Here is a 23,280-nt window from a genome sequence, read left to right on the forward strand (position 1 = left end):
GGGTGCAGCGGGACAGGTAGCAGCGGACATCAGGATCACCATTGTTGTTGTTAAAAAGGCCTCACGAGCGTTCGAAGCCTCGTTGTTGGCCACCGGTCTGTTGCCGGTAGGTGAGGCGATCCTAATCGCGCAAGCTTTCAGCAGGCTTTCGCTGCCGCACTGGCTGATGATTGGCCAAGCGAGCCTGTGCTGCTGTGCTTTTGTGGCGAGGGAGCTTGCTCCCGCTGGGATGCGCAGCGGCCCCAGGATTTTGCGGACGCTGCGCGACCGAGCGGGAGCAAGCTCCCTCGCCACAAAAGCAATCAGCGTTTCACTTCAATGCTGAAAGTTTCAACGGCCGCACCGCGCCCATCCAGATCGCATGGTCGGTGTGGTCCGCCAGGTCATCCCCGGTGTTGGGATGCAGAAAAATCACCAGTCCCTTACGGTTCAGGGCCAGCCACGGCAGGACCACGCCGATGTACTGAGGATCGAACGCCAGTTGGCAACTCCAGTCCGGGTGGGGGCCGACCGGTCGTTGGTGCACCCGCCCCATTTCCAGCGGGAACAGTTGCGCTGCTTCCTCACACAAGGTCCGCGCCTGGTCGAGTGTATGGGCGTCGAAATAGACGTGGGCGTGATAGCCCTTGATCCGTTGCATTTGTCACTCCTTGCAAGAGCAGCCGAACCCTCTCGGTTTACCGTGTGTCAGAGGCTTTACACGCGGGAAAAAAGGAAAGCCAGCCATGAAAAACGCCGAAACCCCGGTCATCAAAGTGGTGCTCTATGGTGCCATGAGCAGCCTCGGCAGTGCGTTGATGGCTGAATTGCTGCGCCGCCAGCATGAAATCATCGCCATCCTGGATGATCTTACGGCGCTGGCGCCGCGTCCGGGCTTGCGAGCCAAGACCGGCGATCTATTCGACCCCGAACGCGTCAAGCAGAGCGTCGCGGGAGCAAGCGCCGTGGTGTGCCTGTTGAATGCACCGGGGTTGCCGATGAGCAGCGAACAGGTGGAGCGCACGCTTATCCCCGGCCCCGTGGAACAGGTCTTGGCAGTGGATGCGCTGATTGCTGGCATGCAGGCAGTCAACATTCCGCGTTTATTCCTGGTGGGAAATTTCTCGGTATTGGAGGAAGACGCGTCGGAAGACGACCTGCAGCGCCACGCCGCCGAAGAAATTCTCGATGCCCTGAAGAACAGCGCCTTGCAATGGACCCTCGTCAATGCGCCCTATGCGGTGCAGGGGCTGAGTATCGAGCATTTCAGCCACGTCAGCACCAGCCTTGAGCCGGGCATGGCCGAATCGTTGGAGCGCTTGAGTCGCGTTGCCGTCGGTATCGCCGATGAACTGCGCTTGAACCTGCATGTGGGCCAGCACGTGAATTTCGTGCCCGCCGTGTAGGAGCTGCCGAAGGCTCGGGCCGCGTTCGGACGATCTTTCAAACAGCAATCGAAGGCAGCGGCAATCCAGTCAGCGACTCAGCACTGTTGGCCTGTTCCTCCATCAACCAATCCACGAACAATTTGATCAACACCCCACGACGTTTTCGCTGGGGCAAGACCACGTAATACCCCAGCCGCGACAGCACCGTTTCGGCGATCGGACGGCACAACAACCCCTGCGCCAATAAGTTATCCACAAGGTGCCGCCAACCGATGGCGACGCCTTGGCCGCCGATCGCGGCCTGGATGAGCAGGGTGTAGTTGTCGAACCGCAGCTGCCCAGGCGCCGGTGGCGAGGTGATGCCCAGCTCTCGGAAAACCCCACTCCAGTCGAACCAGGCGCTGCTGTTGCCGCCACGCAAATGCAGCAGCGGGAATTCCGACAAGGCCTGGGCCGGCAAGGGCAGGGGGCGTTCCTTGAGCAGCAGCGGGCTGCACACCGGAAAAACTTCTTCGCTGAAAAGCCAATGACTTTCGCCTTGCTTGAAGCGACCGTCGCCAAACAACACCGCAACGTCGATATCGGTACGAAGCATGTTGTGGTTGCGTTCGCTGGTCACCAGGCTCACATCCACCTGCGGATTGGCCGCGTGGAACCGATGCAGTCGCGGCATCAGCCAATAGGCGGCGAACGCGAAATCCGTCGCGACTTGCAGCACCTCATGCTGATGCTGAGCGGTGATTGCGGTAAGTCCTGCATCGATGCTCTGCAAACCGGCCTGAACTTGCTCGAAAAGGATGGCGCCGGCCTCGGTCAATTCGATGCCGCGATAGATGCGATCGAACAACCGCGTGCCCAGTTGTTCCTCCAACCGTTTGATCTGCTGGCTGATGGCCGGTTGCGTAGTGCCCAACTCAATCGCGGCCGCAGTAAAGCTCTGCTGGCGAGCCGCTGATTCGAAGGCGCGGAACAAGTCCAGCGACAGGTCACCCAAGGCGTCATACATAAGCTGTGCTTATCCTAGTCATTGTCTTGCATGGGCTTTACCCCAAAAGGCACGGGCGACATGCTCAATCGCAGCACTATCGCATAACTGCCCACTATGGAATGCCGCGAATACATGAAGCGCAAGAACATTCTTTTCATCATGGCCGATCAAATGGCCGCGCCAATGTTGCCGATCTACGGTCCGTCGCCGATCAAGCTGCCAAACCTGTCACGCCTGGCCGACCAAGGCGTGGTGTTCGACGCTGCCTATTGCAACAGCCCGCTCTGCGCTCCGTCGCGCTTTACGCTGGTGAGCGGGCAGTTGCCGAGCAAGATCGGCGCCTACGACAACGCGGCGGATTTCCCTGCGGACGTTCCAACCTACGCCCACTACCTGCGTCGCCTCGGTTATCGCACGGCGTTGTCCGGCAAGATGCATTTCTGCGGGCCGGACCAGTTGCACGGCTACGAAGAACGCCTGACCAGTGACATTTACCCCGCTGACTACGGCTGGGCCGTGAATTGGGACGAGCCGGATGTACGGCCGAGCTGGTATCACAACATGTCGTCAGTGTTGCAGGCCGGACCGTGCGTGCGCACCAACCAGTTGGACTTCGATGAAGAGGTGGTCTTCAAGGCCCAGCAATATCTGTTCGACCACATCCGCGAGGACGGCGACCAGCCGTTTTGCCTGACGGTGTCGATGACTCACCCACACGATCCGTACACGATTCCCAAGGCGTTCTGGGATTTGTACGACGACAACGACATCCCTTTGCCTGCGACCCCGGCGCAGTCCGAGCTTGATCCACATTCCCAACGCCTGCTCAAAGTCTATGATCTCTGGGACAAGCCGCTGCCTGTGGATAAGATTCGCGACGCCCGCCGCGCGTACTTCGGGGCGTGCAGCTACATCGACAGCAACGTCGGCAAGCTGCTGCAGACCCTTGAAGATACCGGATTGATCGATGACACCATCATCGTCTTCTCCGGCGATCACGGAGACATGCTCGGCGAAAAGGGCCTCTGGTACAAAATGCACTGGTTCGAAATGGCCGCCCGCGTACCGTTGCTGATCAGCGCTCCGGGGCAGTTCGCCAGCGCCCGTGTTGGCGCGGCGGTGTCCACCGCCGACTTGCTGCCAACCCTGGTGGAATTGGCCGGCGGTACGCTTGAGCCAGGTTTGCCGCTGGATGGCCGCTCGCTGGTGCCGCATTTGCAAGGGCAGGGCGGGCATGACGAGGTCTTCGGCGAATACATGGCCGAAGGCACGATCAGTCCGTTGATGATGATTCGTCGCGGCCCGTGGAAATTCATCTACAGCGAGGATGATCCATGCCTGCTGTTCGATGTACGCAACGATCCCAAGGAGCAGGAGGATCTCAGCCAATCGCCAGAGCACCAGGCGCTCTTGTCCGACTTCCTCGCCGAAGCGCGGGCGAAATGGGACATTCCAACCATTTATCAACAGGTGCTCGCCAGCCAGCGCCGTCGCCGTTTCGTTGCCCAAGCGCTGACCCTGGGCAAACTCAAGAGCTGGGACCACCAGCCGTTCGTAGACGCCAGCCAGCAGTACATGCGCAACCACATCGACCTGGACGATCTGGAGCGCAAGGCCCGTTATCCACAACCCTGCCAATAAACCAATAACGTAAGGGGAAGCACATGCAAAAGTTATCCACAGTACTGGCCGCCGGGCTGTTGGCGTTGAGCAGTGTTTCGGCGTGGGCCGAGCAAAGCTGCGATACGGTCAAGATGGCTGACCCGGGCTGGAGCGACATCGCCGCAACCAACGCCATCACCGGTTTCCTGCTGGAAGGCATGGGTTACAAGCCCAAGGTCGATACCCTTGCCGTACCGATCACCTTTGGCGGCCTGAAGGACGGCCAGGTCGATGTTTTTTTGGGTAACTGGATGCCGGCGCAGCAGGGCTTCTACGACAAATTCGTGGCCAACGGCGACGTCACGCAACTGGCCAAGAACCTTGATGGCACTGAATTCACCCTGGCGGTTCCGGATTATGTTTGGGATGCGGGTGTGCATAACTTTGCCGACCTGAACAAATTCGCCGACAAGTTCGATAAAAAGATCTACGGCATCGGCTCCGGCGCCCCGGCCAACCTTTCCCTGAAGGAAATCATCAAGACCAACGATTTCGGCATGGGTGACTGGAAACTGGTGGAATCGAGCGAGCAGGCGATGTTGGCGGAAGTCTCCCGCGCCGTGAAAAAACAGAAGTTCGTGACCTTCCTCGGCTGGACCCCGCACCCGATGAACGTGCAGCTGAAGATGCATTACCTCAAGGGCGGCGAGAAATATTTCGGCGACACCGGCAGCGTGTACACCCTGACGCGCAAAGGTTACGCACAGGCCTGCCCGAACGTTGGCAAGCTGCTGACCAACCTGAGTTTCACCCAGGAAATGGAAAACAGCATCATGGCTGAGGTGGTGAACAAGAAAGTCAGCAACGCCGAAGCGGCCAAGGCCTGGATCAAGGCCAACCCGGCGGTGCTGGATAAATGGCTGGACGGCGTGAAGACGGCGGATGGCAAGGATGCGCTGGCGGCAGTCAAAGCCAAGCTATAAAGCTCTTGTGGCGAGGGAGCTTGCTCCCGCTGGAGAGCGCAGCTCTCCCAAAACCAATCATGCAGATCCAGCTGATACTGCGCCTTCAGGTTTTGGGGCCGCTTCGCAACCCAGCGGGAGCAAGCTCCCTCGCCACGTTGGCTCACCTGATACTCTTGCGCCAAACCCCATCCCTTGAGGCCCCATGGCAATCCCCACGCGCCATTCACTCTTTCCCTTCTTGAGCTGGCTGCCCCGGCAGACGCGCGTCAGTGTCGGTCGCGACCTGGTTGTCGGCCTCAGCGGCGCGATCCTGGCGCTGCCACAGTCCATTGCCTACGCCCTGATTGCCGGATTGCCGCCCGAGTACGGGCTGTACGCGGCGATCGTGCCGGTGCTGATCGCGTGCCTGTGGGGTTCGTCGTGGCATTTGATCTGCGGTCCTACGGCGGCGATCTCCATCGTCCTATACGCCACGGTCAGTCCCTTGGCGGTGCCTGCGTCCCAGGACTACATCACGCTGATCCTGTTGCTGACGGTCTTGGCGGGCATTTTCCAATGGCTGCTCGGGTTGCTGCGGTTCGGGGCGCTGGTCAATTTTGTCTCGCATTCGGTGGTACTGGGTTTCACCTTGGGCGCGGCGGTGGTCATTGCCCTGGGGCAATTGCCGAACCTGCTGGGCCTGGACCTGCCGAACGAAGCCACGGCGTTGAAGAGCCTGCTCATGTTGTTCAGCCACATCGGGGCTGTGGATAAACCTTCGCTAATGTTGGGACTGGGCACCCTGGCCCTGGGCATTGTGCTGAAACGCTTGCTGCCGCGCTGGCCGAGCCTGTTGATAACGTTGGTCATCAGCAGCCTGGTGGTCTGGGCCTGGCCGACGATGTTCGGGCATGTGGCGTTGGTCAGCGCCTTTACCGGGCGCTTGCCGCCGTTCACTCCGTTGCCACTGGATCTGGAGCTGATCCTGCGTCTGCTGCCCGGCGCCGTTGCGGTGGGCATGCTCGGGTTGGTGACCAGCCTGTCCATCGCCCGCTCGCTGTCGGTCCGCTCGGGGCAATTGCTCGATGCGAATCAGGAAGTTAGGGCGCAGGGCCTTTCGAATATCGTTGGAGGATTTTTCGCCGGGTCGTTGTCAGCCGGTTCCTTCACCCGTTCCGGCCTCAGCTATGAGGCTGGCGCCTGCTCGCCGCTGGCCGGGGTGTTCTCGGCGCTGTGGGTGGCGTTGTTTGCGGTGGCCGGCGCGAAGCTCATCGCACACATTCCGATTCCTGCCATGGCCGGCAGTATCCTGCTGATTGCCTGGGGCCTGGTGGACCATCGGGGCATCCGAGCGTTACACCGGGTGAGTCGCTCCGAGTTCCTGGTCATGGGCCTGACCTGCCTGGCCACGCTGCTGCTGGAACTGCAAACCGCCATCTATGCCGGCGTCCTCGCTTCGCTGTTTTTTTATCTCAAGCGCACCTCACAGCCGCGCGTGCACCATAGCCGCGAAGGCGAGGCGGATGTGCTGAGGGTGGGAGGCTCGATCTTTTTCGGTGCCAGTCATTATTTGCAGGTGCGTCTGCAGCGTCTGCAGGCGCAACGGGTGGTGATCGATGCCCAGCAGATCAACTTCATCGACTATTCCGGCGTGGAAATGCTTCACCAGGAAGCCCGGCGGTTGCGCAGCCAGGGGCGTAGCCTGACCTTGCGTGGGGCAAGGCCGCAGGTGGTGGAGGAGTTGTTGAAGTTGGAGGGCGCGCAGGCGTGCCCGATTCATTTCGAGGATTGAAGGAGCGGCAAAAAGCTTAAGGCTGATAGATCTGTGGCGTCGAACACCTGTGGCGAGGGGATTTATCCCCGCTGGGGCGCGAAGCGGCCCCTCTTTTTGGGGACTGCTTCGCAGTCCAGCGGGGATAAATCCCCTCGCCACAACAGCCTGAAGCCTAGAGCGCGAGCTGGCGACGCAACTCGGCCAGCACCGGCGCGGTGTCCGGGCGAACGCCGCGCCACAGGTAGAACGCTTCGCCCGCCTGCTCGGCCAGCATGCCCAAGCCATCCATCGCCACCGCCGCGCCGTGTTCGCGGGCCCAACGGCAGAACGAAGTCGGCTCCTTGCTGTACATCATGTCGTAGCAAAAGGTCTTGCCCGGCTCGATCAGGCTTGCGGCAATCGGCGGCACATCGCCCGACAGGCTGGCGGACGTGGCGTTGATGATCAGGTCCACCGGCTCTTTCAACCAATCGAAACCACTGGCCGAGACCGGGCCCAGGTCGGCGAACAGCTCCGCGAGCAATTCGGCTTTTTCCACCGTTCGATTGGCGATGATCACCGAAGCCGGTGCTTCGGCCAGCAGCGGTTCCAAGGCACCGCGCACCGCACCGCCGGCGCCCAGCAAGAGGATTCGCTTGCCCTTGAGGCTGAAACCGGCGTTGACGGTCAGGTCCCGCACTAGCCCGGCGCCGTCTGTGTTATCACCCAACAAACGGCCATCGGCCAGCTTGCTCAAGGTGTTCACCGCGCCGGCGCGCTGCGCCCGCTCGGTCAGTTGGTCAGCCAAGCGGAAAGCGTCTTCCTTGAACGGCACGGTGACGTTTGCCCCACGGCCTTCGCGGAAAAATTCCCGCGCGCAGCCGGCGAAATCCTCCAAGGGAGCCAGCAGCGTGCTGTAGTCCAGCGCCTGGCCGGTCTGCTCGGCAAACAGGCGATGGATCAGCGGCGATTTGCTGTGGCCGATCGGGTTACCCATTACAACGTAGCGGTCCATTGGATGTTTCCCCGTTCAGGCCGTTGCCAGCCAATCGCGATCCTGCAGGAAGTAGTCGGTCAACCGCGCTTCATCGCTGCCCGGCTCGGCTTTCCAGTCATAGCTCCAGCGGACCTGTGGCGGCAAAGACATCAGGATCGATTCGGTACGCCCGCCCGATTGCAGGCCGAACAGCGTGCCACGGTCATAGACCAGGTTGAATTCCACGTAGCGGCCACGGCGGAACTCCTGGAATTCCCGTTGCTTGGGCGTGAACGCATCGTTCTTGCGACGTTGCACGATAGGCAGGTAGGCATCGATGTAGGCATCGCCGATAGCGCGCATGAAGGCGAAGCTGGTGTCGAAGTCCCACTCGTTCAGGTCATCGAAGAACAGGCCGCCGATGCCCCGAGGCTCGTTGCGGTGCTTGATGTGGAAGTAGCTGTCGCACCAGGCCTTGTAGCGCGAATAGACATCCGGACCGAAAGGCTCGCAGGCTTGCTGGGCGATGCGGTGCCAATGCACACAATCCTCTTCCACGCCGTAATAAGGGGTCAGGTCGAAGCCGCCGCCAAACCACCAGACCGGCTCTTCGCCTTCTTTTTCAGCGATGAAAAAGCGCACGTTGGCGTGGGACGTCGGCACGTGAGGATTGTGCGGGTGAATCACCAGCGAGACGCCCAAGGCCTCGAAACCGCGTCCGGCCAATTCTGGCCGATGGGCGCTGGCCGAAGGTGGAAGACCGCTGCCAAAGACGTGGGAAAAGTTGACGCCGCCTTTTTCGATCACCGTACCGTTTTCAATCACTCGCGTGCGACCGCCACCGCCGGCGGGCCGGGTCCACGCGTCCTCGACGAAGCGAGTGCCGCCGTCCTCGGTTTCGAGGGCCGCGCAGATGCGGTCTTGCAGGTCGAGCAGATAGGCTTTCACGGCCTCGGTGCGAGTAGTCATGACATCACCTTGATCAGGGCTACGCTGCGCGGCGTACACAGGCCGCCGGCAAAATGGGCGCACAGGATAACACCGCATCTGCCGACACCACAGTTGACGAAGATCAAGCTTAGGAGTCCGATAGCAGGCTTGGTAAAAGTCCCACGATAAGGAGAAAGTGAAGATGGCCAAACGCATCCAGTTCAGCGCCCACGGCGGACCCGAAGTACTCGAGTACGTGGAATACCAACCAGCCGAGCCCGGTCCGCAACAGGTCCGCGTCAGCAACAAGGCGATCGGCCTGAACTTCATCGACACCTATTACCGCAGCGGGCTTTATCCGCCACCGGCCCTGCCGTCGGGGCTCGGTGCCGAAGGCGCGGGCGTGGTCGAGGCTGTCGGTTCGGACGTCACGCGCTTCAAGGTCGGTGATCGCGTGGCTTATGGCAGTGGTCCGCTGGGGGCCTACAGCGATGTGCACGTATTGCCCGAAGCCAATCTGGTTCACCTGCCTGAAGCCATCAGTTTCGAACAGGCCGCCGGCGTGATGCTCAAGGGCCTGACCGTGCAATACCTGCTGCGCCAGACCTATGAGCTCAAGGGCGGCGAAACCATCCTGTTCCACGCCGCCGCCGGTGGTGTCGGTTCCCTGGCGTGCCAATGGGCCAAGGCCCTGGGCGTGAAGCTGATCGGCACCGTCAGCTCGGCGGAAAAAGCCGCCATCGCCAAATCCCACGGCGCCTGGGAAGTGATCGACTACAGCAAGGAAAACGTCGTACAGCGTGTGCTGGAATTGACCGGCGGCAAAAAAGTCCCGGTGGTGTATGACGGCGTTGGCAAGGACACCTGGTTGACGTCCCTGGACTGCACGGCGCCCCGTGGCCTGGTGGTGAGCTTCGGCAACGCCTCCGGCGCGGTGGATGGCGTGAACCTGGGGATTCTCTCGGCCAAGGGCTCGCTGTACGTCACCCGCCCGACCCTGGCGACCTACGCCAACAATGCCGAAAACCTGCAGCGCATGGCGGATGAGCTGTTCGGGATGATCGCCAGCGGCAAGCTCACGGTGGACATCAACCAGCGTTATCCACTGGCGGAGGCGGCCAAGGCCCATACCGAGTTGTCGGCGCGGCGGACGACGGGATCGACGGTTCTGTTGCCTTAAGTTGAACTAAGGGCATTCGCAAAACCAATGTGGGAGCGAGCCTGCTCGCGAAAGCGGGGTATCAGTCAACATCGATGCTGGCTGACCTGACACCATCGCGAGCAAGCTCGCTCCCACAGTTGCTCTGTGGTGTTCATAAATATTGTGGGCAACCCAAACCTTGTGGGAGCGAGCTTGCTCGCGATAGCGGTGTGCCAGTCAACATTGATGTTGGCTGACCTGACGCCATCGCGAGCAAGCTCGCTCCCACAAATGCTCTGTGGTGTTCATAAATACTGCGTGAACATAGAACCCTGTGGGAGCGAGCCTGCTCGCGAAAGCGGGGTATCAGTCAACATTGATGCTGGCTGACCTGACGCCATCGCGAGCAAGCTCGCTCCCACAGTTGCTCTGTGGTGTTAATAAATATCTGTGGGCATCACAAAACCTTGTGGGAGCGAGCTTGCTCGCGATAGCGGTGTGCCAGTCAACATTGATGCTGGCTGACCTGACGCCATCGCGAGCAAGCTCGCTCCCACAGGGGTTTTATACAAGATGCAGAATGTGTGTTCGGGTTCAGTCCGGCCGGACGACCTTGCCGGTCGCCAGATCACGGATCACGCTCGGGTTCCTGCGCCCGCCCAGGTTGCCGCCCAGCACCAGGTCGATCTGCCCGCGGAAGTACTGCTCGACGCGGATCCGCGTGCGCGCCGCCGGCCGGCCTTGGGGGTTGGCCGAGGTGGAGACCAGCGGTCCGACCAACGAGCATAAATCGCGCACGATCGGGTGATCGCTGACCCGCAGCGCGACGGTGTCGTGCACGCCGGTGATCCATTCCGGCAACAGGTCCTGGTGCGGCACCAGCCAGGTGTTGGGCCCTGGCCAGGTGCTGGCCATGCGGTCCATCCAGCTTTCGGGGAAGTCCTCGAACAGAAAGTCGAACTGGCGGATGTTGTCAGCCACCAGGATCAGCCCCTTGTCGGGCAGCCGGGACTTGATCGCCAGCAGACGCTCCACCGCTTCTTCGTTCCACGGGTCGCAACCCAGGCCCCAGACCGCTTCGGTTGGGTAGGCAATGACCGCCCCGGCGCGAATTTCTCGCGCGGCTTGTTGCACACGCCAACTGTTGACCATGAAAAGATTCTCCGCAACGCAATAAGGCTGTGCGCAGTTTACCGATCTTCCCCGTAAAACCTAGCGAGCAAACCAGCGTCCATGCTCGCAGATGGCCCGTCCGTCCATTTCCAGATCGGTCAGTGCCGCCAGGACCTTGGACAAGCTCCAGCCGCTGGCATCGGCCAACGCTTCACTGGTCTGCGGCGCGGCATGGAGCAGGCGCAACAACGGATGCGTCACCGGCACAGGCTCCGAGGCGAGGGGCAATCGCTGCCAACCGCGCAACGCTTCGAGGATATGCTCGACCGTTTCCACCAGTGCCGCGCCGTCGCGGATCAACTGATGGCAACCCCGGGCGCCGGGATGATGGATAGACCCTGGAATGGCGTACACCTCGCGGCCCTGTTCCGCCGCCAGCCGCGCCGTGATCAGCGAACCACTGGCGACACTGGCCTCGACCACCAGCACGCCGAGGGACAAGCCGCTGATGATTCGGTTGCGACGCGGAAAGTTGCTGGCGTGGGGCGCGGCGTCCAGCGGAAACTCCGAGACCACCGCGCTGCCCTGGGCAATCATCGCCTCTGCCAACCGGCGATTGCGCTGTGGATAAAAATTTTCCAGGCCCGTTCCCAGCACGCCGACGGTTAGCCCGCCGACATCCAGCGCGGCTTGGTGAGCGGCCGCATCGATGCCCAAGGCCAGGCCGCTGGTGATGACAAAACCGGCGCCGGCCAGGCTTCGGGAAAACGCCGCCGCCGTGTCCATTCCGGGACGCGATGCCCGACGACTGCCGACCATGGCCAACTGCGGTTTTTCCAGGATCGAAGGGTCGCCAGCGACAAACAGCAGCGGCGGTGGATCGCTGATCTGTGCCAGCAAAGCAGGGTACTCAGGCTGGTCCCACATCAATAAATGCTGGGCCGGGCCGTCTAGCCAGGCCAATGCGTGGGCGGCGCCGTCGCGTACTTCCGGGGCGCGTCGGGCCTCGGCGCACGTGGCCGGCAATCCCAGCGCTCGCCATGCGCTGGCCGGCGCGCTGATGGCTTTGGAGGCCGAGCCAAAGGCCTCCATCAGGGTCATGAAACGTTTAGGTCCCACGTCTGGCAAGCGATGCAAGCGCAGACGGGCCTCCAGTTCCGCGGGCGGAACCGAAGCAGATTCAGGCAATGGCATGTGATCAATCCTTGATCGTCATAAGCCCCGTTCAAACGGGAACAAGCTGTGGATAACTCTGTTGGTAACTTGTGAGACCCGTTATGGATTGCGCACCTTGTCGAGCACCGCGAGCGAGCGCGAGGCGTACAGCACCAAGCCATAACTGAGTTTGTCGTAGGTGCGGAACACCATCAGCAGGCCGGCGCGTTCATCCGGGATCTTTACCGGTGCGCCAGTGATCCGGTCGCGCACCGTTTCCCCGGTCTTCATCACGGCGAGGACGTTGCCCTCCACCAGCCCGTCGCGCCGCCCCTTGTTCAGGGTGACCACGTCCAACGCGCCGATCTGCGTCACGCCTCGGGGAACATCGAGGATCAGCCCCTGGATGTCCGACTTTGGCGCGCTGGGCATGAAGGTCGAATTGATCGAGCGTTCCTCGCCGCTGAACAGACGATCGCCGAGGCGCACCTCTTGCGTGGTGCGTTGCAGGGCCAGGGTGGTGACGTCGCCTTCGGTGGCGATGACTTCACCGCTGCCGATGTCATCGGCGTTGATACCGAGGAACTCCTTGGTCTGCGGATCGGTGTAGACCTTGCCCTGGCGGAAGATGCCGTACGCCGACTGGCTCGCATCGAAGGTGCCACGGGCGAAAATCCGATCACCGGTGCCGCTGAGCACGCGCTCGGCGTCGCCAGCCACGATATAGGGCGCCTTGTTGAAATCTTCCGCCGTGTCGACGATGCGGTTGCTCAGCAGGAAGCTGTTGATGGCTTGCAGCGGAATGCTCGGAATGGCATCGGCCACGGGTGAACTGCGAATGCGCGGCGACAGCTTGATGGTGCCGCGGGAGGCGCCGCGATCAAGGGTCAGACGTGGCTGGCCGTTGACGTAGACCAGTGACAGGGTGTCGCCGGGGTAGATCAGGTTCGGGTTTTCCACTTGCGGGTTGGCCTGCCAGAGTTCGGGCCATTTCCACGGCTCGCGCAGGTATTTGCCGGAAATGTCCCACAGCGTGTCCCCCTGGACCACGGTGTATTGCTGTGGAAAACCTTCCCGAAGTTGCACTTGCCCGTGCGCGATACCGGCCGAGGCCAGGAGCAGCAGGGCGAGTAGTGATTTCCTCATGCGGTGAATCCCTTTATTATGTGCGTTCGCGTGAAACGCCAGAGCCCCCGTGGCTCGCTACCTTGCGGAGCTGTTCTGCAAAAGAGCAACGTTTTACAACGGTAGCCTGCATCCCAAGACACGCCAGGCGAGCCACCCGACTTTACTTCACACGTGCATTTATCAAGCTTATGGCCATTTTGAACATTCTCGAATTTCCGGACCCGCGCCTGCGCACTATCGCCAAACCGGTGGCCGTAGTGGACGACGAAGTGCGTCAGTTGGTCGATGACATGTTTGAAACAATGTATGAGGCGCCCGGCATCGGCCTCGCCGCGACCCAGGTCAACGTGCACAAGCGTATCGTCGTCATGGACCTCTCCGAAGACCGCAGCGAGCCGCGGGTGTTCATCAACCCCGAGTTCGAAACCCTGACCGACGAGATGGACCAGTATCAGGAAGGCTGCCTGTCGGTGCCGGGCTTCTACGAAAACGTCGACCGCCCGCAGAAGGTCAAGATCAAGGCCCTGGACCGCGACGGCCAGCCTTACGAACTGATCGCCGAAGGCCTGCTGGCGGTGTGCATCCAGCACGAATGCGACCACCTCAACGGCAAGTTGTTCGTTGATTACCTGTCTAATCTCAAGCGTGACCGGATCAAGAAGAAACTGGAAAAGATCCATCGCCAGAACGCTTGATGCCCCTCTTCAAAGGCTTGCCGCGGCAAGCCTTTTTCTTTTTGCGACTGCTTTGTAATTGAGAGTTTTCCATGACTGAGCCACTGCGCATCGTCTTTGCCGGCACTCCCGAGTTTGCCGCCGAACACCTCAAGGCCTTGCTGGCCAGCCCCCACGAAATCGTCGCGGTCTATACCCAGCCGGACCGTCCTGCCGGTCGCGGACAAAAACTGATGCCCAGCCCGGTCAAGCAACTGGCCCTGGAGCACGGCATCACGGTGCTGCAGCCGCCGACCCTGCGCGACGCGCAAGCCCAAGCCGAATTGGCGGCACTGAAACCGGACTTGATGGTGGTGGTCGCCTACGGCCTGATCCTGCCGCAAGTGGTGCTCGATATTCCGCGCCTGGGTTGCATCAACAGCCACGCCTCGCTGCTGCCGCGCTGGCGCGGTGCGGCGCCGATCCAGCGCGCCGTGGAAGCGGGCGATGCCGAAAGCGGCGTGACCGTGATGCGCATGGAAGCCGGCCTGGACACCGGGCCGGTGCTGCTCAAGGCCAGCACCCCCATCAGCGCCGAAGACACCGGCGGCAGCCTGCACGATCGCCTCGCGCTGATCGGCCCGCCAGCGGTGGTCCAAGCCATCGCCGGCCTGGCCGCCGGCACGCTGCAAGGCGAGGTGCAGGACGACAGCCTCGCCACCTACGCGCACAAACTGAACAAGGACGAAGCCCGCATCGACTGGAGCCGCCCGGCCGTTGAGCTGGAACGCCTCGTGCGCGCCTTCAACCCTTGGCCGATCTGCCACAGCACTTTGAACGGCGAAGCCCTGAAAGTCCTGGCCGCCAACTTGGCCGAAGGGAAGGGCGCACCGGGCGAAATCCTCAGCGCCAGCAAGGACGGCCTCATCGTCGCCTGTGGCGAGCAGGCACTGTGCCTGACCCGTCTGCAACTGCCCGGCGGCAAGGCACTGAACTTCAGCGACCTGTTCAACAGCCGCCGTGAGAAATTCGCCGTCGGCACCGTCCTCGGCCAAACGGCGGACGCCTCATGAACCCACGTCTGGCCGCCGCCAAGGCACTTGCCGCGGTACTCAGCGGCAAAGCTTCGCTGAACAGTTCCCTGCCGACCCAACTGGACAAGGTTGAAGACCGCGATCGCGGTTTCACCCAGGACCTGGCGTTCGGCACCGCCCGTTGGCAGCCGCGCCTCTCGGCCCTCGCGGCGAAGCTGTTACAGAAACCATTCAAAGCCGCCGATGCTGACGTCGAAGCGTTGCTGCTGGTGGGCCTCTATCAACTGCTCTACACCCGCGTCCCCGCCCACGCCGCCATCGGCGAAACCGTGGGCTGCGCCGACAAGCTGAAAAAGCCGTGGGCCAAGGCCCTGCTCAACGCCGTGTTGCGCCGCGCCCAGCGGGAAAGCGAAACCCTGCTGGCCGAACTGGAACACGACCCGGTGGTGCGCACCGCCCACCCGCGCTGGTTGCAGAAATCCCTCAAGGCCTTCTGGCCCGAGCAATGGGAAGCCATCTGCGCCGCCAACAATGCCCATCCGCCGATGATCCTGCGGGTCAATCGCCGCCACCACACCCGCGACGCCTACCTGGCGTTGCTGGGCGAGGCGAGCATCCCGGCCATCCCGTGCCAATACAGCCGCGACGGCATCGTCCTGGAAACCCCGGGCGATGTGCGCGCACTGCCAGGCTTTGCCGAGGGCTGGATCAGCGTCCAGGACGAAGCCGCCCAACTGGCCGCCGACCTGCTCGAACTGGCCCCCGGTCAACGGGTGCTGGACGCCTGCTGCGCACCGGGCGGCAAGACCTGCCACATCCTCGAAGCCGAGCCGAAACTGGCCGGCGTCGTGGCCGTGGACCTGGAAGCCAAGCGCCTGGTGCGGGTCAAGGAAAACCTCGAACGCCTGGGCCTTGAAGCCCAACTGATCGCCGCCGATGGCCGCGACACGGCCGTCTGGTGGGACGGCAAACCGTTCCAGCGCATCCTCCTCGACGCGCCGTGCTCGGCCACCGGCGTGATCCGTCGCCATCCGGACATCAAGCTCACCCGCCAGCCGGACGACATCGCCGCACTGGCCGTGTTGCAAGGCGAACTGCTCGATGCCCTGTGGTCGACCCTTGAGGTGGGCGGCATGCTGCTCTACGCCACCTGCTCGACCTTGCCGACCGAAAACACCGAAGTGATCGAAGCCTTCCTCGCCCGCACCCCGGGCGCCCGGGAGCTGGACATCGCCACCCAGGCCGGCCTCAAGCAGCCTCACGGCCGCCAGTTGCTGGCCCAGGAAGGCGGGCATGACGGGTTCTACTACGCCAAGCTGATCAAGATCGCCGCCGCACGCGGTTAAACCGATTCGATAGGAGTGAATGGATGAAAATCATCATCCTGGGTGCAGGGCAGGTTGGCGGTTCGCTGGCGGAACACCTGGCCAGCGAGGCCAACGACATCACCGTGGTCGACACCGACGGCGAACGCCTGCGCGACCTCGGCGACCGCCTCGACATCCGCACCGTGCAAGGTCGCGGCTCGTTGCCGACGGTATTGCGCCAGGCCGGCGCCGACGACGCCGACATGCTCGTGGCCGTGACCAACAGCGACGAAACCAACATGGTCGCCTGCCAGGTCGCCCACACGCTGTTCCACACCCCGACCAAAATCGCCCGGGTGCGCGAAGCCGCCTACCTGACCCGCGCCGACCTCTTCGACAACGAAGCGATCCCGGTGGACGTGCTGATTAGCCCCGAGCAGGTGGTGACCAACTACATCAAGCGCCTGATCGAGCACCCCGGCGCCCTGCAGGTGATCGACTTTGCCGAGAGCAAGGCGCAACTGGTGGCGGTCAAGGCCTACTACGGCGGCCCATTGGTGGGCCAGCAACTGCGCCAATTGCGCGAACACATGCCGAATGTCGAGACCCGCGTCGCCGCGATTTTCCGCCGCGACCGGCCGATCCTGCCTCAGGGCGACACGGTGATCGAAGCCGACGACGAAGTTTTCTTCATCGCCGCCAAGGCGAACATTCGCGCCGTCATGAGCGAAATGCGCCGCCTCGACGAGAACTACAAACGCATCGTCATCGCCGGCGGGGGCCAGATCGGCGAACGCCTGGCCGAAGCCATCGAAAGCCGCTACCAGGTCAAGATCATCGAGATGAACCCGGCACGCTGCCGCTACCTCTCCGACACCCTAGACAGCACCGTGGTCCTGCAAGGCAGCGCCTCCGACCGCGACCTGCTGCTGGAAGAAAACATCGCCGACGCCGACATCTTCCTGGCCCTGACCAACGACGACGAAGCCAACATCATGTCCTCGCTACTGGCCAAGCGCCTGGGCGCGAAAAAGGTCATGACCATCATCAACAACCCGGCCTACGTCGACCTCATCCAGGGCGGCGACATCGACATCGCCATCAGCCCGCAACTGGCAACCATCGGCACCTTGCTGGCCCACGTACGCCGCGGCGACATCGTCAGCGTCCACTCCCTGCGCCGCGGCGCGGCCGAAGCCATCGAAGCCATCGCCCACGGCGACGCCAAGTCCAGCAAAGTGATCGGCAAAGCCATCCGCGACATCGGCCTGCCCCCCGGCACCACCATCGGCGCAATCATCCGCGACGAAGAAGTCCTCATCGCCCACGACGGCACCGTGATCCAGACCGGCGACCACGTGATCCTGTTCCTGGTGGACAAAAAGCACATTCGCGACGTCGAAAAGCTGTTCCATGTGGGGTTGAGTTTCTTCTAACCCAGGCTGTGCAGTGGCAGTCATGGCCTCATCGCGAGCAAGCTCGCTCCCACAAAGGGTCTCCATTGCTCACAAATATCGTGAGCAACCCCCAACCCCTGTGGGAGCGAGCTTGCTCGCGATAGCTATCCAACAGCCAACCAATCAACCCCCTGACACAACCGATAAGGACGCCCCCATGCTCGACTCCCTGGAAAAAATGCTCGCCAAGGGCATGGATAACTCCCTCCTCCGCTTCGGCCTCGGCAAAGGCTACCTAGACCTAGGCGAATTCCCCCGAGCCGCCGAACACCTCCAACGCTGCGTCGAATTCGACCCCAAGTATTCAGCAGCCTGGAAACTACTGGGCAAAGCCCACCAAGGCCAAGGCGACGCCGCCGCAGCCCGCCAAGCCTGGGAACAAGGCCTTGAAGCCGCCCGAGCCCACGGCGACAAACAGGCCGAAAAAGAAATGACCGTGTTCCTCAAAAAACTGGATCGCCACTCCTGACTCACACAAAACTGCTTTTGTGGCGAAGGAGCTTGCTCCCGCTTGAGTGCGAAGCACTCACAAAAAGCCCACCCCGTTCTCAATACCAGCCCGCCCAACAGCCAACACACAAAACCCTGTGGTGAGGGGATTTATCCCCGCTGGGCTGCGCAGCAGGCCCAAACAGTCACACGATCTGACTGATATGAAAACTAACTGAGACTTCTTCCTGATAGATATCTAATTTCGGCCAGAAGTAAACGGTCGCTCAAACTGCCCGCAGGCAACCTGTTACGACGTCTCCGGCGAGTTTCGTAAATCGATACTTTTTTTCAGTCAAGCAGCATTAGTGGCGTTTCGATTGCACGCCTTAGCTGGTAATCTCAGTTTCAATGGGGCAGACCTTCGCCCTTTTCGCTCGTTGTGCTCTATCGAAAGGGATTTCCGAATGAATCACGTTGCTTGCGCCTATGTCACTTCTGGCTATCCGACTACAGCTGCGGGGGCTTCGGAATGAAGCTTTATACGCGGTTCACCAAGCTCGTGTTCAGGTTCGACGAGGAGATTGAAGATTCTGGTATTGGAAAGCACCCGTACCATCTCAACTATGAAAGCGGGGTTTACAGGGAAGATGATCTGGTAAAGATCATTCGAGGCGCGATGCCACATTTCGCCCTTACCCCAGAGGAATACACTCGATTAAAAGACCAAGACGACATCGATGAAATGTACAGACTGGCCTTCTCCAGAATATCTAAAGCAAAAAAAAACAAAAAGGGGGATTATGGCGAGCTGCTGTTATTTCTCTTATTGCGGTCTTTTTATAAGGCCGAGAGGCTGGTCACCAAAGTGAAACTAAGGAGTTCAGTTAAAGATCAGATTAAAGGGTTTGATTGCGCTCACTTTACAGTCAATGATGTGGGTGAGGTGCTCCTTTGGCTAGGTGAGGTAAAGTTTTATAAGTCTTTTTCTGGCGCATTAGATGATATTGTCGAAGAGATTGTCGCGCATACGAAAGGAGAGTATCTGAAGAATGAGTTTTCGATACTCTGCCCTAATGTTGAGTTCAATAGCAATGTCGACATACCTGAATCAGTGATCGAAATTCTTGATGGAACGGTCACACTTGATGATGTGAAGATAGTGATACCTGCTCTAGTTACCTATGAGACTACGGTTCTAAAGGCACATACCTGTATTGATCAAAGCTTCAAAGAAAAGATAAAGAAGCAATTCGCAAAAAAATACGAACTTATAAACTCCCGGAATATTACTATCCCGTCCAATATTGAAGTCTTCTTTTTGTTGCTCCCGTTGTCGGATGTAGACTCAATAAAATCAAAGTTGGAACAAATTGAGGCTGTCTACCAATGAGCATGTTGCTAAGGATCGCGCAGAAGGCCTACGAAAGGCTGCAAAAGGACGAGGAGGCGATAACCCTTGCCGACGATAATTTTGAGTTCGCGAGGCATATACGAGACATCTACAAGGTTCTTCAGTCAGAGCGCTTCTATACCTTTGGCGTACAAAAACTTTGTTTCGCTTGCGAAGCCGCGACGAGCGATCCAATGATTGTTGCTCTTTTAGAACAGTGCATAAATTCATCGCGCATATTTCTTTACGAAGAGATGCTGCGAAAACGCTTGCAATACCCGCCCTCAATTGAAGGCTTTTTAGAAATAGCCCAAAAAGCATTTTATTCGCTAGAAAGCGATGTCATTTTAACAAAAGAGCAAAAGGACTTGTACGACCTTTTCATGAAGAAAAGGCGGCTAGTCATAAGTGCGCCAACATCTTTTGGAAAGTCTAGAATTGTTAGGGAAATTATCTCCCATAGCTTGTACGAGTGTGTGGCAGTAGTTGTACCCACCAACGCTCTTTTGAACGAAACATACCAGGCCTTCAAAGCGGACGTTGGGCTTTCAAAATACTCGTTAGTATTCTCCACGCATACTGAGCCTCCTGAAGGGAAGGCTATTTATATATTTACTCCTGAAAAATTTGACTTGTATACAGATGAGTATGGAATTGAGTTCGATTTTTTTGTCTTCGATGAGGTTTACAAGGTAGGAAATTATGACGGGCGCTCGTCCGTTTTTTCAAGTTGTTTATACAAAGCGTACAAGCGTAAATGTGACTATTATTTGATTGGTCCCTATTTCAAAAGCTTTAGCAGGCGCTATCTTGAGCGAACATCGGGACACTTCGAAAGATTTCAAACAGACATCGTCCAAAAAGAAATCATAAATTATTTCGATGGACAATCACCCGATTATCGGAAAATATCATTACCCGCCAGAGTCAATAAAGACGCGAGACTTAAACAGGTTCTTCAGAAAATCACAGGGCCCACTATTGTGTACGCTGGCCGAAAGGATACAGCGGAGACACGCGCGAAGTTGATTTGCGAAATGCAAACTAGTTCATCGTCACGTACAAGAGAATCTGTAGGCGAGCTGATTGACTATATTAAAAAAACAATATCTACGGAGTGGCGATTAATCGACTTCCTCCGCTCAGGAGTTGCGTTTCACCATGCAGGAATCCCGAAGTATATACAGTCCGAAATAGTAGATTTGTTTAATACTGGCGAATTGGATGTAATTGTTTGCACTCCGACACTAACTGAAGGGGTAAACACGACTGCTAAAAATGTAGTGTTTTTTGACACTACAAAGGCTGATCAAGATCTGACGGGCTTCGAGATCAAGAATGTGGTAGGCCGGTCGGGTAGATTTGGTCAGCACTTTGTCGGACGCGCGATATTCCTAGAGCCACACGCTGAGCAGGATGATATTGCCGAGATATCCTTTCCTATATTCGACTCGGAAAATCTGAGGGCAGAGGATAATATTCAAATTTCGTTAGATGATCTTAATGAAGCGGGTCGTGCCCAGAGAGATCAAATCACTGGCCTGGCTCGGTCGTTGAATATTCCATTGGAGATTCTAAAAAAGAACAAATATGTGCCGTTTGATAACCAAATTCGACTAATCAAGCATCTTAGGGAAAATCCCTGGATAAGACACAGTTTGTTGGGCGCTCATAACCCACCAAAGAAAGATCAAGTAGACTCAATAATTTATCTAGCCCATGACTTTCTATATTCAGATTCAGATAAACGACAGAGCTGGACTGCAGGGAATATTTCTCGGTTCGTCAAGTACCACATCTATTACAGCCCATCAATAAAGCAAATGATACAAGAGCACAACGCAGTAAAGGAAGATACAAAAATTAGGAATGTGCTTGATCTGATTTACACTTATTTTGAATATTCACTTCCAAAATATATAACTGCGCTAGAAACGATATTTAATTTTGTTTACTCGGAGAAGGTTTCCTTTTCGCTATTCGTCACCAAGCTTCAGTATGGAAGTACTGAGCCGCAAGATATACTTTTGGCAGATGCTGGCCTACCACGATCTATCATAGCGCAGGTATCGAAAAGCTTAGAAGGAGCCGTCACTATAGAGTCGATAAAGGATCGTCTTAACCGTAACCCTGCGATTTTAAGCAAGCTAAGCGGGATCGAGATAAGGATGCTCAAGAAGCGGATTTAAATGTTAGCCGTTCGCTTTCGTAGGAATCAGAGCGACAATACCAGGCAGATCGGTTCCAGATCTGCCGGTGCGGATGATTGAGAACTATTAGGATGGTTTTTCTAGCTAGGCGCATATGTGCGGTGCGGACTAATTTTTTACGCACTTCATATCCGAGCAACTCTAAAAATCAGAGCGAAATGTTAATGTTTGCAATTATTTCGATGAGTTTTCACCTTTTGCTTCAGGTGGTTTTAAGGATAAACAAATCCCAATGAATATTAATACGATGATCGTTTGTGACACCTGTGGGGCTGAGACCCATTGCCGTATAGGCATGTCCAACAGAAGATTTCAACCTCTATCTTTTCTTTGTGAGGGATGTGGAGTAGCTATTGAAATCGATATTAAAGATATGGGCGGTAGCGCCCTGCGCAACGCCAAAGAGATACCGTTCGAAAGAGATTCTATAGGAAAAAACAATCGATTTTTTATTGATTTACATTTGGATTTTCCAATCTGGAGCCAAACCTATGTGATGGGTAGAACTCCATATTTGGTAGCGTCCGGAATGGTCGACAAAGACAAGATTTTTATCAATGGAATCCCAGCTGTAGAAATATTTCGGATCAGACTCGATTTTTTGAATCACTTCGGCGAAAGATTTAATGAAGTTAAGCAGCTGCTTAAATTATATTCTCGAAGCAACAAGGAGCTTTTTAGAAGAAAAGCGGTAGAGTTTTTGGAGGAGGAACATACCAACTCTCTAGCGCCGCAGGATATTAATGCTTTACTTTATACGGTACTTTCAAGGGTCACACTCGCTTTTCTTGAAGAGGAAACTGTCCGAGAAGTCTCCAGTCGTTACCCTGAAATAATAATTCACCTCGCGCAAACTCACCGAGAGAAACTGGATGAGTTTTATAATTATATAAAAGAGACGGGGTTCCTCAATGGTCTACAGCGGGACTGTCTAAGTCTTTATGGGCGTATTTTCGAGCTAGAACTTTATTTGCGGCCAGCCATATTTCTTGATTTTTGTTCGGGTCAGGAAAGCAAAAAAAGCTCTGCGAAAATTTCAAAGCTAGGATTTGATACCTGCAAAGATATGTATAAGGACCTATCGGAAGTTGTAGGGAGGCAGTTAGCTCTTGTGGCTGGAATAAACAATTTAATCCATCGCGGGGACCATAACGCTTTCTTGCCAAGCAAAGATGGCCCGGCGCTTTCTAGTCTCGATAAATTTGCAAATAAGGTGCTCTCTGAAAAACTGAAATACCTAGATGACTGCTGGTATAAGCTTGATGATGGACTATTGGATACAGATATTAGAAACTCAATTGCCCACCATACCTTTGAGTTTAATGATTTAACGCAGATGATCACTTGCTATCCTAGCAAAGAAGGGCTCCGCCAAGAAAATAAGATCGAAATAAATTTCTTAACTTTTATGCGTATGATATTAATTCAGTTTCGTGAGATGCATTACTTGCATCATCTTATTAAAGCTCTTTATTACTATGAGTATCTTATTATTAATAGGTGACGGCTGCGGCTCGACTCGTGAGGGCTAAGAATAGAAGTCGACGGGGTTAGTTGAATGCTCACGCGATACGGTGAACCCGGTTGTATGAGTGTTGGCTGTTGGCTGTTGGCTGTTGGCTGTTTGCGGCTAATAGCTAGATATGACAGTGGTGGGATCCGCGAAAAAAAGTTGAGGGTGTTTCGAAATTATTCGTCCA

General features: G+C 57.6%; 20 protein-coding genes. 13 read left to right on the forward strand and 7 right to left on the reverse strand.

Annotation, left to right across the window (positions count from 1 at the left end):
* Positions 1 to 310: 310 nt before the first annotated feature.
* Positions 311 to 640 (reverse strand): DOPA 4,5-dioxygenase family protein, encoded by a 330-nt coding sequence (locus FHK92_RS16870; RefSeq protein ID WP_181289053.1) that lies wholly within the window; start codon positions 638 to 640, stop codon positions 311 to 313.
* An 85-nt stretch (positions 641 to 725) separates the two neighbouring features.
* Between FHK92_RS16870 and FHK92_RS16875 the strand changes: the two genes are divergently transcribed.
* Entirely contained in the window at positions 726 to 1,385 is a 660-nt protein-coding gene (locus FHK92_RS16875) for an NAD(P)-dependent oxidoreductase (RefSeq protein WP_181289054.1), read from the forward strand.
* Positions 1,386 to 1,422: 37 nt separating this feature from the next.
* On the opposite strand, the gene FHK92_RS16880 is transcribed toward FHK92_RS16875, so the two are convergent.
* Positions 1,423 to 2,373: a choline sulfate utilization transcriptional regulator gene (locus FHK92_RS16880; protein WP_030138970.1), complete on the reverse strand. Its 951-nt coding sequence runs from the start codon at positions 2,371 to 2,373 to the stop codon at positions 1,423 to 1,425.
* 114 nt (positions 2,374 to 2,487) lie between these two features.
* Here FHK92_RS16880 and betC point away from each other — a divergent pair, with 114 nt between their 5' ends.
* The 3 genes from betC to FHK92_RS16895 all read left to right on the forward strand — a co-directional run bounded on the left by betC (position 2,488) and on the right by FHK92_RS16895 (position 6,693).
* On the forward strand, positions 2,488 to 3,996 hold the full coding sequence (betC, locus tag FHK92_RS16885; RefSeq protein WP_181289055.1) for a choline-sulfatase: 1,509 nt from the start codon (positions 2,488 to 2,490) through the stop codon (positions 3,994 to 3,996).
* A gap of 23 nt (positions 3,997 to 4,019) precedes the next feature.
* Positions 4,020 to 4,940 (forward strand): choline ABC transporter substrate-binding protein, encoded by a 921-nt coding sequence (choX, locus tag FHK92_RS16890; RefSeq protein WP_181289056.1) that lies wholly within the window; start codon positions 4,020 to 4,022, stop codon positions 4,938 to 4,940.
* 184 nt (positions 4,941 to 5,124) lie between these two features.
* A complete protein-coding gene (locus FHK92_RS16895) occupies positions 5,125 to 6,693 on the forward strand; it encodes a SulP family inorganic anion transporter (RefSeq protein WP_181289057.1) in 1,569 nt (522 codons plus the stop codon).
* A 154-nt stretch (positions 6,694 to 6,847) separates the two neighbouring features.
* Here FHK92_RS16895 and aroE read toward each other — a convergent pair whose 3' ends face one another.
* Complete coding sequence (aroE, locus tag FHK92_RS16900; protein ID WP_181289058.1) at positions 6,848 to 7,669, reverse strand: shikimate dehydrogenase; 822 nt, start codon at positions 7,667 to 7,669, stop codon at positions 6,848 to 6,850.
* Positions 7,670 to 7,684: 15 nt separating this feature from the next.
* Positions 7,685 to 8,599, reverse strand: coding sequence for an oxygen-dependent coproporphyrinogen oxidase (hemF, locus tag FHK92_RS16905; protein WP_181289059.1), 915 nt, complete (start codon positions 8,597 to 8,599; stop codon positions 7,685 to 7,687).
* A gap of 163 nt (positions 8,600 to 8,762) precedes the next feature.
* On the opposite strand from hemF, the gene FHK92_RS16910 reads away from it, so the two are divergent.
* Positions 8,763 to 9,740 carry an NADPH:quinone reductase gene (locus FHK92_RS16910; protein ID WP_181289060.1) on the forward strand — a complete coding sequence of 326 codons (978 nt, stop codon included), beginning with the start codon at positions 8,763 to 8,765 and terminating at the stop codon, positions 9,738 to 9,740.
* Positions 9,741 to 10,295: 555 nt separating this feature from the next.
* On the opposite strand, the gene FHK92_RS16915 is transcribed toward FHK92_RS16910, so the two are convergent.
* The 3 genes from FHK92_RS16915 to FHK92_RS16925 form a co-directional block, all read right to left on the reverse strand.
* Positions 10,296 to 10,853 carry an L-threonylcarbamoyladenylate synthase gene (locus tag FHK92_RS16915; RefSeq protein WP_181289061.1) on the reverse strand — a complete coding sequence of 186 codons (558 nt, stop codon included), beginning with the start codon at positions 10,851 to 10,853 and terminating at the stop codon, positions 10,296 to 10,298.
* A gap of 60 nt (positions 10,854 to 10,913) precedes the next feature.
* On the reverse strand, positions 10,914 to 12,008 hold the full coding sequence (gene dprA / locus FHK92_RS16920) for a DNA-processing protein DprA (RefSeq protein WP_181289062.1): 1,095 nt from the start codon (positions 12,006 to 12,008) through the stop codon (positions 10,914 to 10,916).
* Positions 12,009 to 12,089: 81 nt separating this feature from the next.
* On the reverse strand, positions 12,090 to 13,115 hold the full coding sequence (locus tag FHK92_RS16925; RefSeq protein WP_181289063.1) for a LysM peptidoglycan-binding domain-containing protein: 1,026 nt from the start codon (positions 13,113 to 13,115) through the stop codon (positions 12,090 to 12,092).
* A 170-nt stretch (positions 13,116 to 13,285) separates the two neighbouring features.
* Here FHK92_RS16925 and def point away from each other — a divergent pair, with 170 nt between their 5' ends.
* The 8 genes from def (at position 13,286) to FHK92_RS16965 (ending at position 23,084) form a co-directional block, all read left to right on the forward strand.
* Positions 13,286 to 13,792, forward strand: a complete 507-nt coding sequence (def, locus tag FHK92_RS16930) for a peptide deformylase (RefSeq protein WP_030138961.1) — start codon at positions 13,286 to 13,288, stop codon at positions 13,790 to 13,792.
* A gap of 71 nt (positions 13,793 to 13,863) precedes the next feature.
* Positions 13,864 to 14,823: a methionyl-tRNA formyltransferase gene (gene fmt, locus FHK92_RS16935; RefSeq protein ID WP_181289064.1), complete on the forward strand. Its 960-nt coding sequence runs from the start codon at positions 13,864 to 13,866 to the stop codon at positions 14,821 to 14,823.
* Positions 14,820 to 16,130 (forward strand): 16S rRNA (cytosine(967)-C(5))-methyltransferase RsmB, encoded by a 1,311-nt coding sequence (gene rsmB / locus FHK92_RS16940; RefSeq protein ID WP_181289065.1) that lies wholly within the window; start codon positions 14,820 to 14,822, stop codon positions 16,128 to 16,130. The genes fmt and rsmB overlap by 4 nt, the downstream gene beginning before the upstream one ends.
* A 23-nt stretch (positions 16,131 to 16,153) precedes the next feature.
* Positions 16,154 to 17,527 carry a Trk system potassium transporter TrkA gene (trkA, locus tag FHK92_RS16945; RefSeq protein WP_181289066.1) on the forward strand — a complete coding sequence of 458 codons (1,374 nt, stop codon included), beginning with the start codon at positions 16,154 to 16,156 and terminating at the stop codon, positions 17,525 to 17,527.
* A gap of 178 nt (positions 17,528 to 17,705) precedes the next feature.
* A complete protein-coding gene (locus tag FHK92_RS16950) occupies positions 17,706 to 18,017 on the forward strand; it encodes a tetratricopeptide repeat protein (RefSeq protein WP_181289067.1) in 312 nt (103 codons plus the stop codon).
* A gap of 492 nt (positions 18,018 to 18,509) precedes the next feature.
* The gene (locus tag FHK92_RS16955) at positions 18,510 to 19,370 is read left to right on the forward strand and encodes a HamA C-terminal domain-containing protein (protein WP_181289068.1); all 861 of its coding nucleotides are present in this window, start codon (positions 18,510 to 18,512) and stop codon (positions 19,368 to 19,370) included.
* Positions 19,367 to 21,559 carry a helicase-related protein gene (locus tag FHK92_RS16960; RefSeq protein ID WP_181289069.1) on the forward strand — a complete coding sequence of 731 codons (2,193 nt, stop codon included), beginning with the start codon at positions 19,367 to 19,369 and terminating at the stop codon, positions 21,557 to 21,559. The genes FHK92_RS16955 and FHK92_RS16960 overlap by 4 nt, the downstream gene beginning before the upstream one ends.
* A gap of 253 nt (positions 21,560 to 21,812) precedes the next feature.
* Positions 21,813 to 23,084, forward strand: a complete 1,272-nt coding sequence (locus FHK92_RS16965) for a hypothetical protein (protein ID WP_181289070.1) — start codon at positions 21,813 to 21,815, stop codon at positions 23,082 to 23,084.
* The last annotated feature ends 196 nt before the right edge of the window (positions 23,085 to 23,280 follow it).

This window comes from Pseudomonas brassicacearum subsp. neoaurantiaca (genome assembly GCF_013608025.1).
GTDB lineage: Bacteria > Pseudomonadota > Gammaproteobacteria > Pseudomonadales > Pseudomonadaceae > Aquipseudomonas.

Bases quoted from the DNA above. Each gene is read 5' to 3' on its own strand.
- FHK92_RS16870 (WP_181289053.1), bottom strand. From the start codon at position 640: ATGCAACGGATCAAGGGCTATCACGCCCACGTCTATTTCGACGCCCAT.
- FHK92_RS16875 (WP_181289054.1), top strand. From the start codon at position 726: ATGAAAAACGCCGAAACCCCGGTCATCAAAGTGGTGCTCTATGGTGCC.
- FHK92_RS16880 (WP_030138970.1), bottom strand. From the start codon at position 2,373: ATGTATGACGCCTTGGGTGACCTGTCGCTGGACTTGTTCCGCGCCTTC.
- betC (WP_181289055.1), top strand. From the start codon at position 2,488: ATGAAGCGCAAGAACATTCTTTTCATCATGGCCGATCAAATGGCCGCG.
- choX (WP_181289056.1), top strand. From the start codon at position 4,020: ATGCAAAAGTTATCCACAGTACTGGCCGCCGGGCTGTTGGCGTTGAGC.
- FHK92_RS16895 (WP_181289057.1), top strand. From the start codon at position 5,125: ATGGCAATCCCCACGCGCCATTCACTCTTTCCCTTCTTGAGCTGGCTG.
- aroE (WP_181289058.1), bottom strand. From the start codon at position 7,669: ATGGACCGCTACGTTGTAATGGGTAACCCGATCGGCCACAGCAAATCG.
- hemF (WP_181289059.1), bottom strand. From the start codon at position 8,599: ATGACTACTCGCACCGAGGCCGTGAAAGCCTATCTGCTCGACCTGCAA.
- FHK92_RS16910 (WP_181289060.1), top strand. From the start codon at position 8,763: ATGGCCAAACGCATCCAGTTCAGCGCCCACGGCGGACCCGAAGTACTC.
- FHK92_RS16915 (WP_181289061.1), bottom strand. From the start codon at position 10,853: ATGGTCAACAGTTGGCGTGTGCAACAAGCCGCGCGAGAAATTCGCGCC.
- dprA (WP_181289062.1), bottom strand. From the start codon at position 12,008: ATGCCATTGCCTGAATCTGCTTCGGTTCCGCCCGCGGAACTGGAGGCC.
- FHK92_RS16925 (WP_181289063.1), bottom strand. From the start codon at position 13,115: ATGAGGAAATCACTACTCGCCCTGCTGCTCCTGGCCTCGGCCGGTATC.
- def (WP_030138961.1), top strand. From the start codon at position 13,286: ATGGCCATTTTGAACATTCTCGAATTTCCGGACCCGCGCCTGCGCACT.
- fmt (WP_181289064.1), top strand. From the start codon at position 13,864: ATGACTGAGCCACTGCGCATCGTCTTTGCCGGCACTCCCGAGTTTGCC.
- rsmB (WP_181289065.1), top strand. From the start codon at position 14,820: ATGAACCCACGTCTGGCCGCCGCCAAGGCACTTGCCGCGGTACTCAGC.
- trkA (WP_181289066.1), top strand. From the start codon at position 16,154: ATGAAAATCATCATCCTGGGTGCAGGGCAGGTTGGCGGTTCGCTGGCG.
- FHK92_RS16950 (WP_181289067.1), top strand. From the start codon at position 17,706: ATGCTCGACTCCCTGGAAAAAATGCTCGCCAAGGGCATGGATAACTCC.
- FHK92_RS16955 (WP_181289068.1), top strand. From the start codon at position 18,510: ATGAAGCTTTATACGCGGTTCACCAAGCTCGTGTTCAGGTTCGACGAG.
- FHK92_RS16960 (WP_181289069.1), top strand. From the start codon at position 19,367: ATGAGCATGTTGCTAAGGATCGCGCAGAAGGCCTACGAAAGGCTGCAA.
- FHK92_RS16965 (WP_181289070.1), top strand. From the start codon at position 21,813: ATGAATATTAATACGATGATCGTTTGTGACACCTGTGGGGCTGAGACC.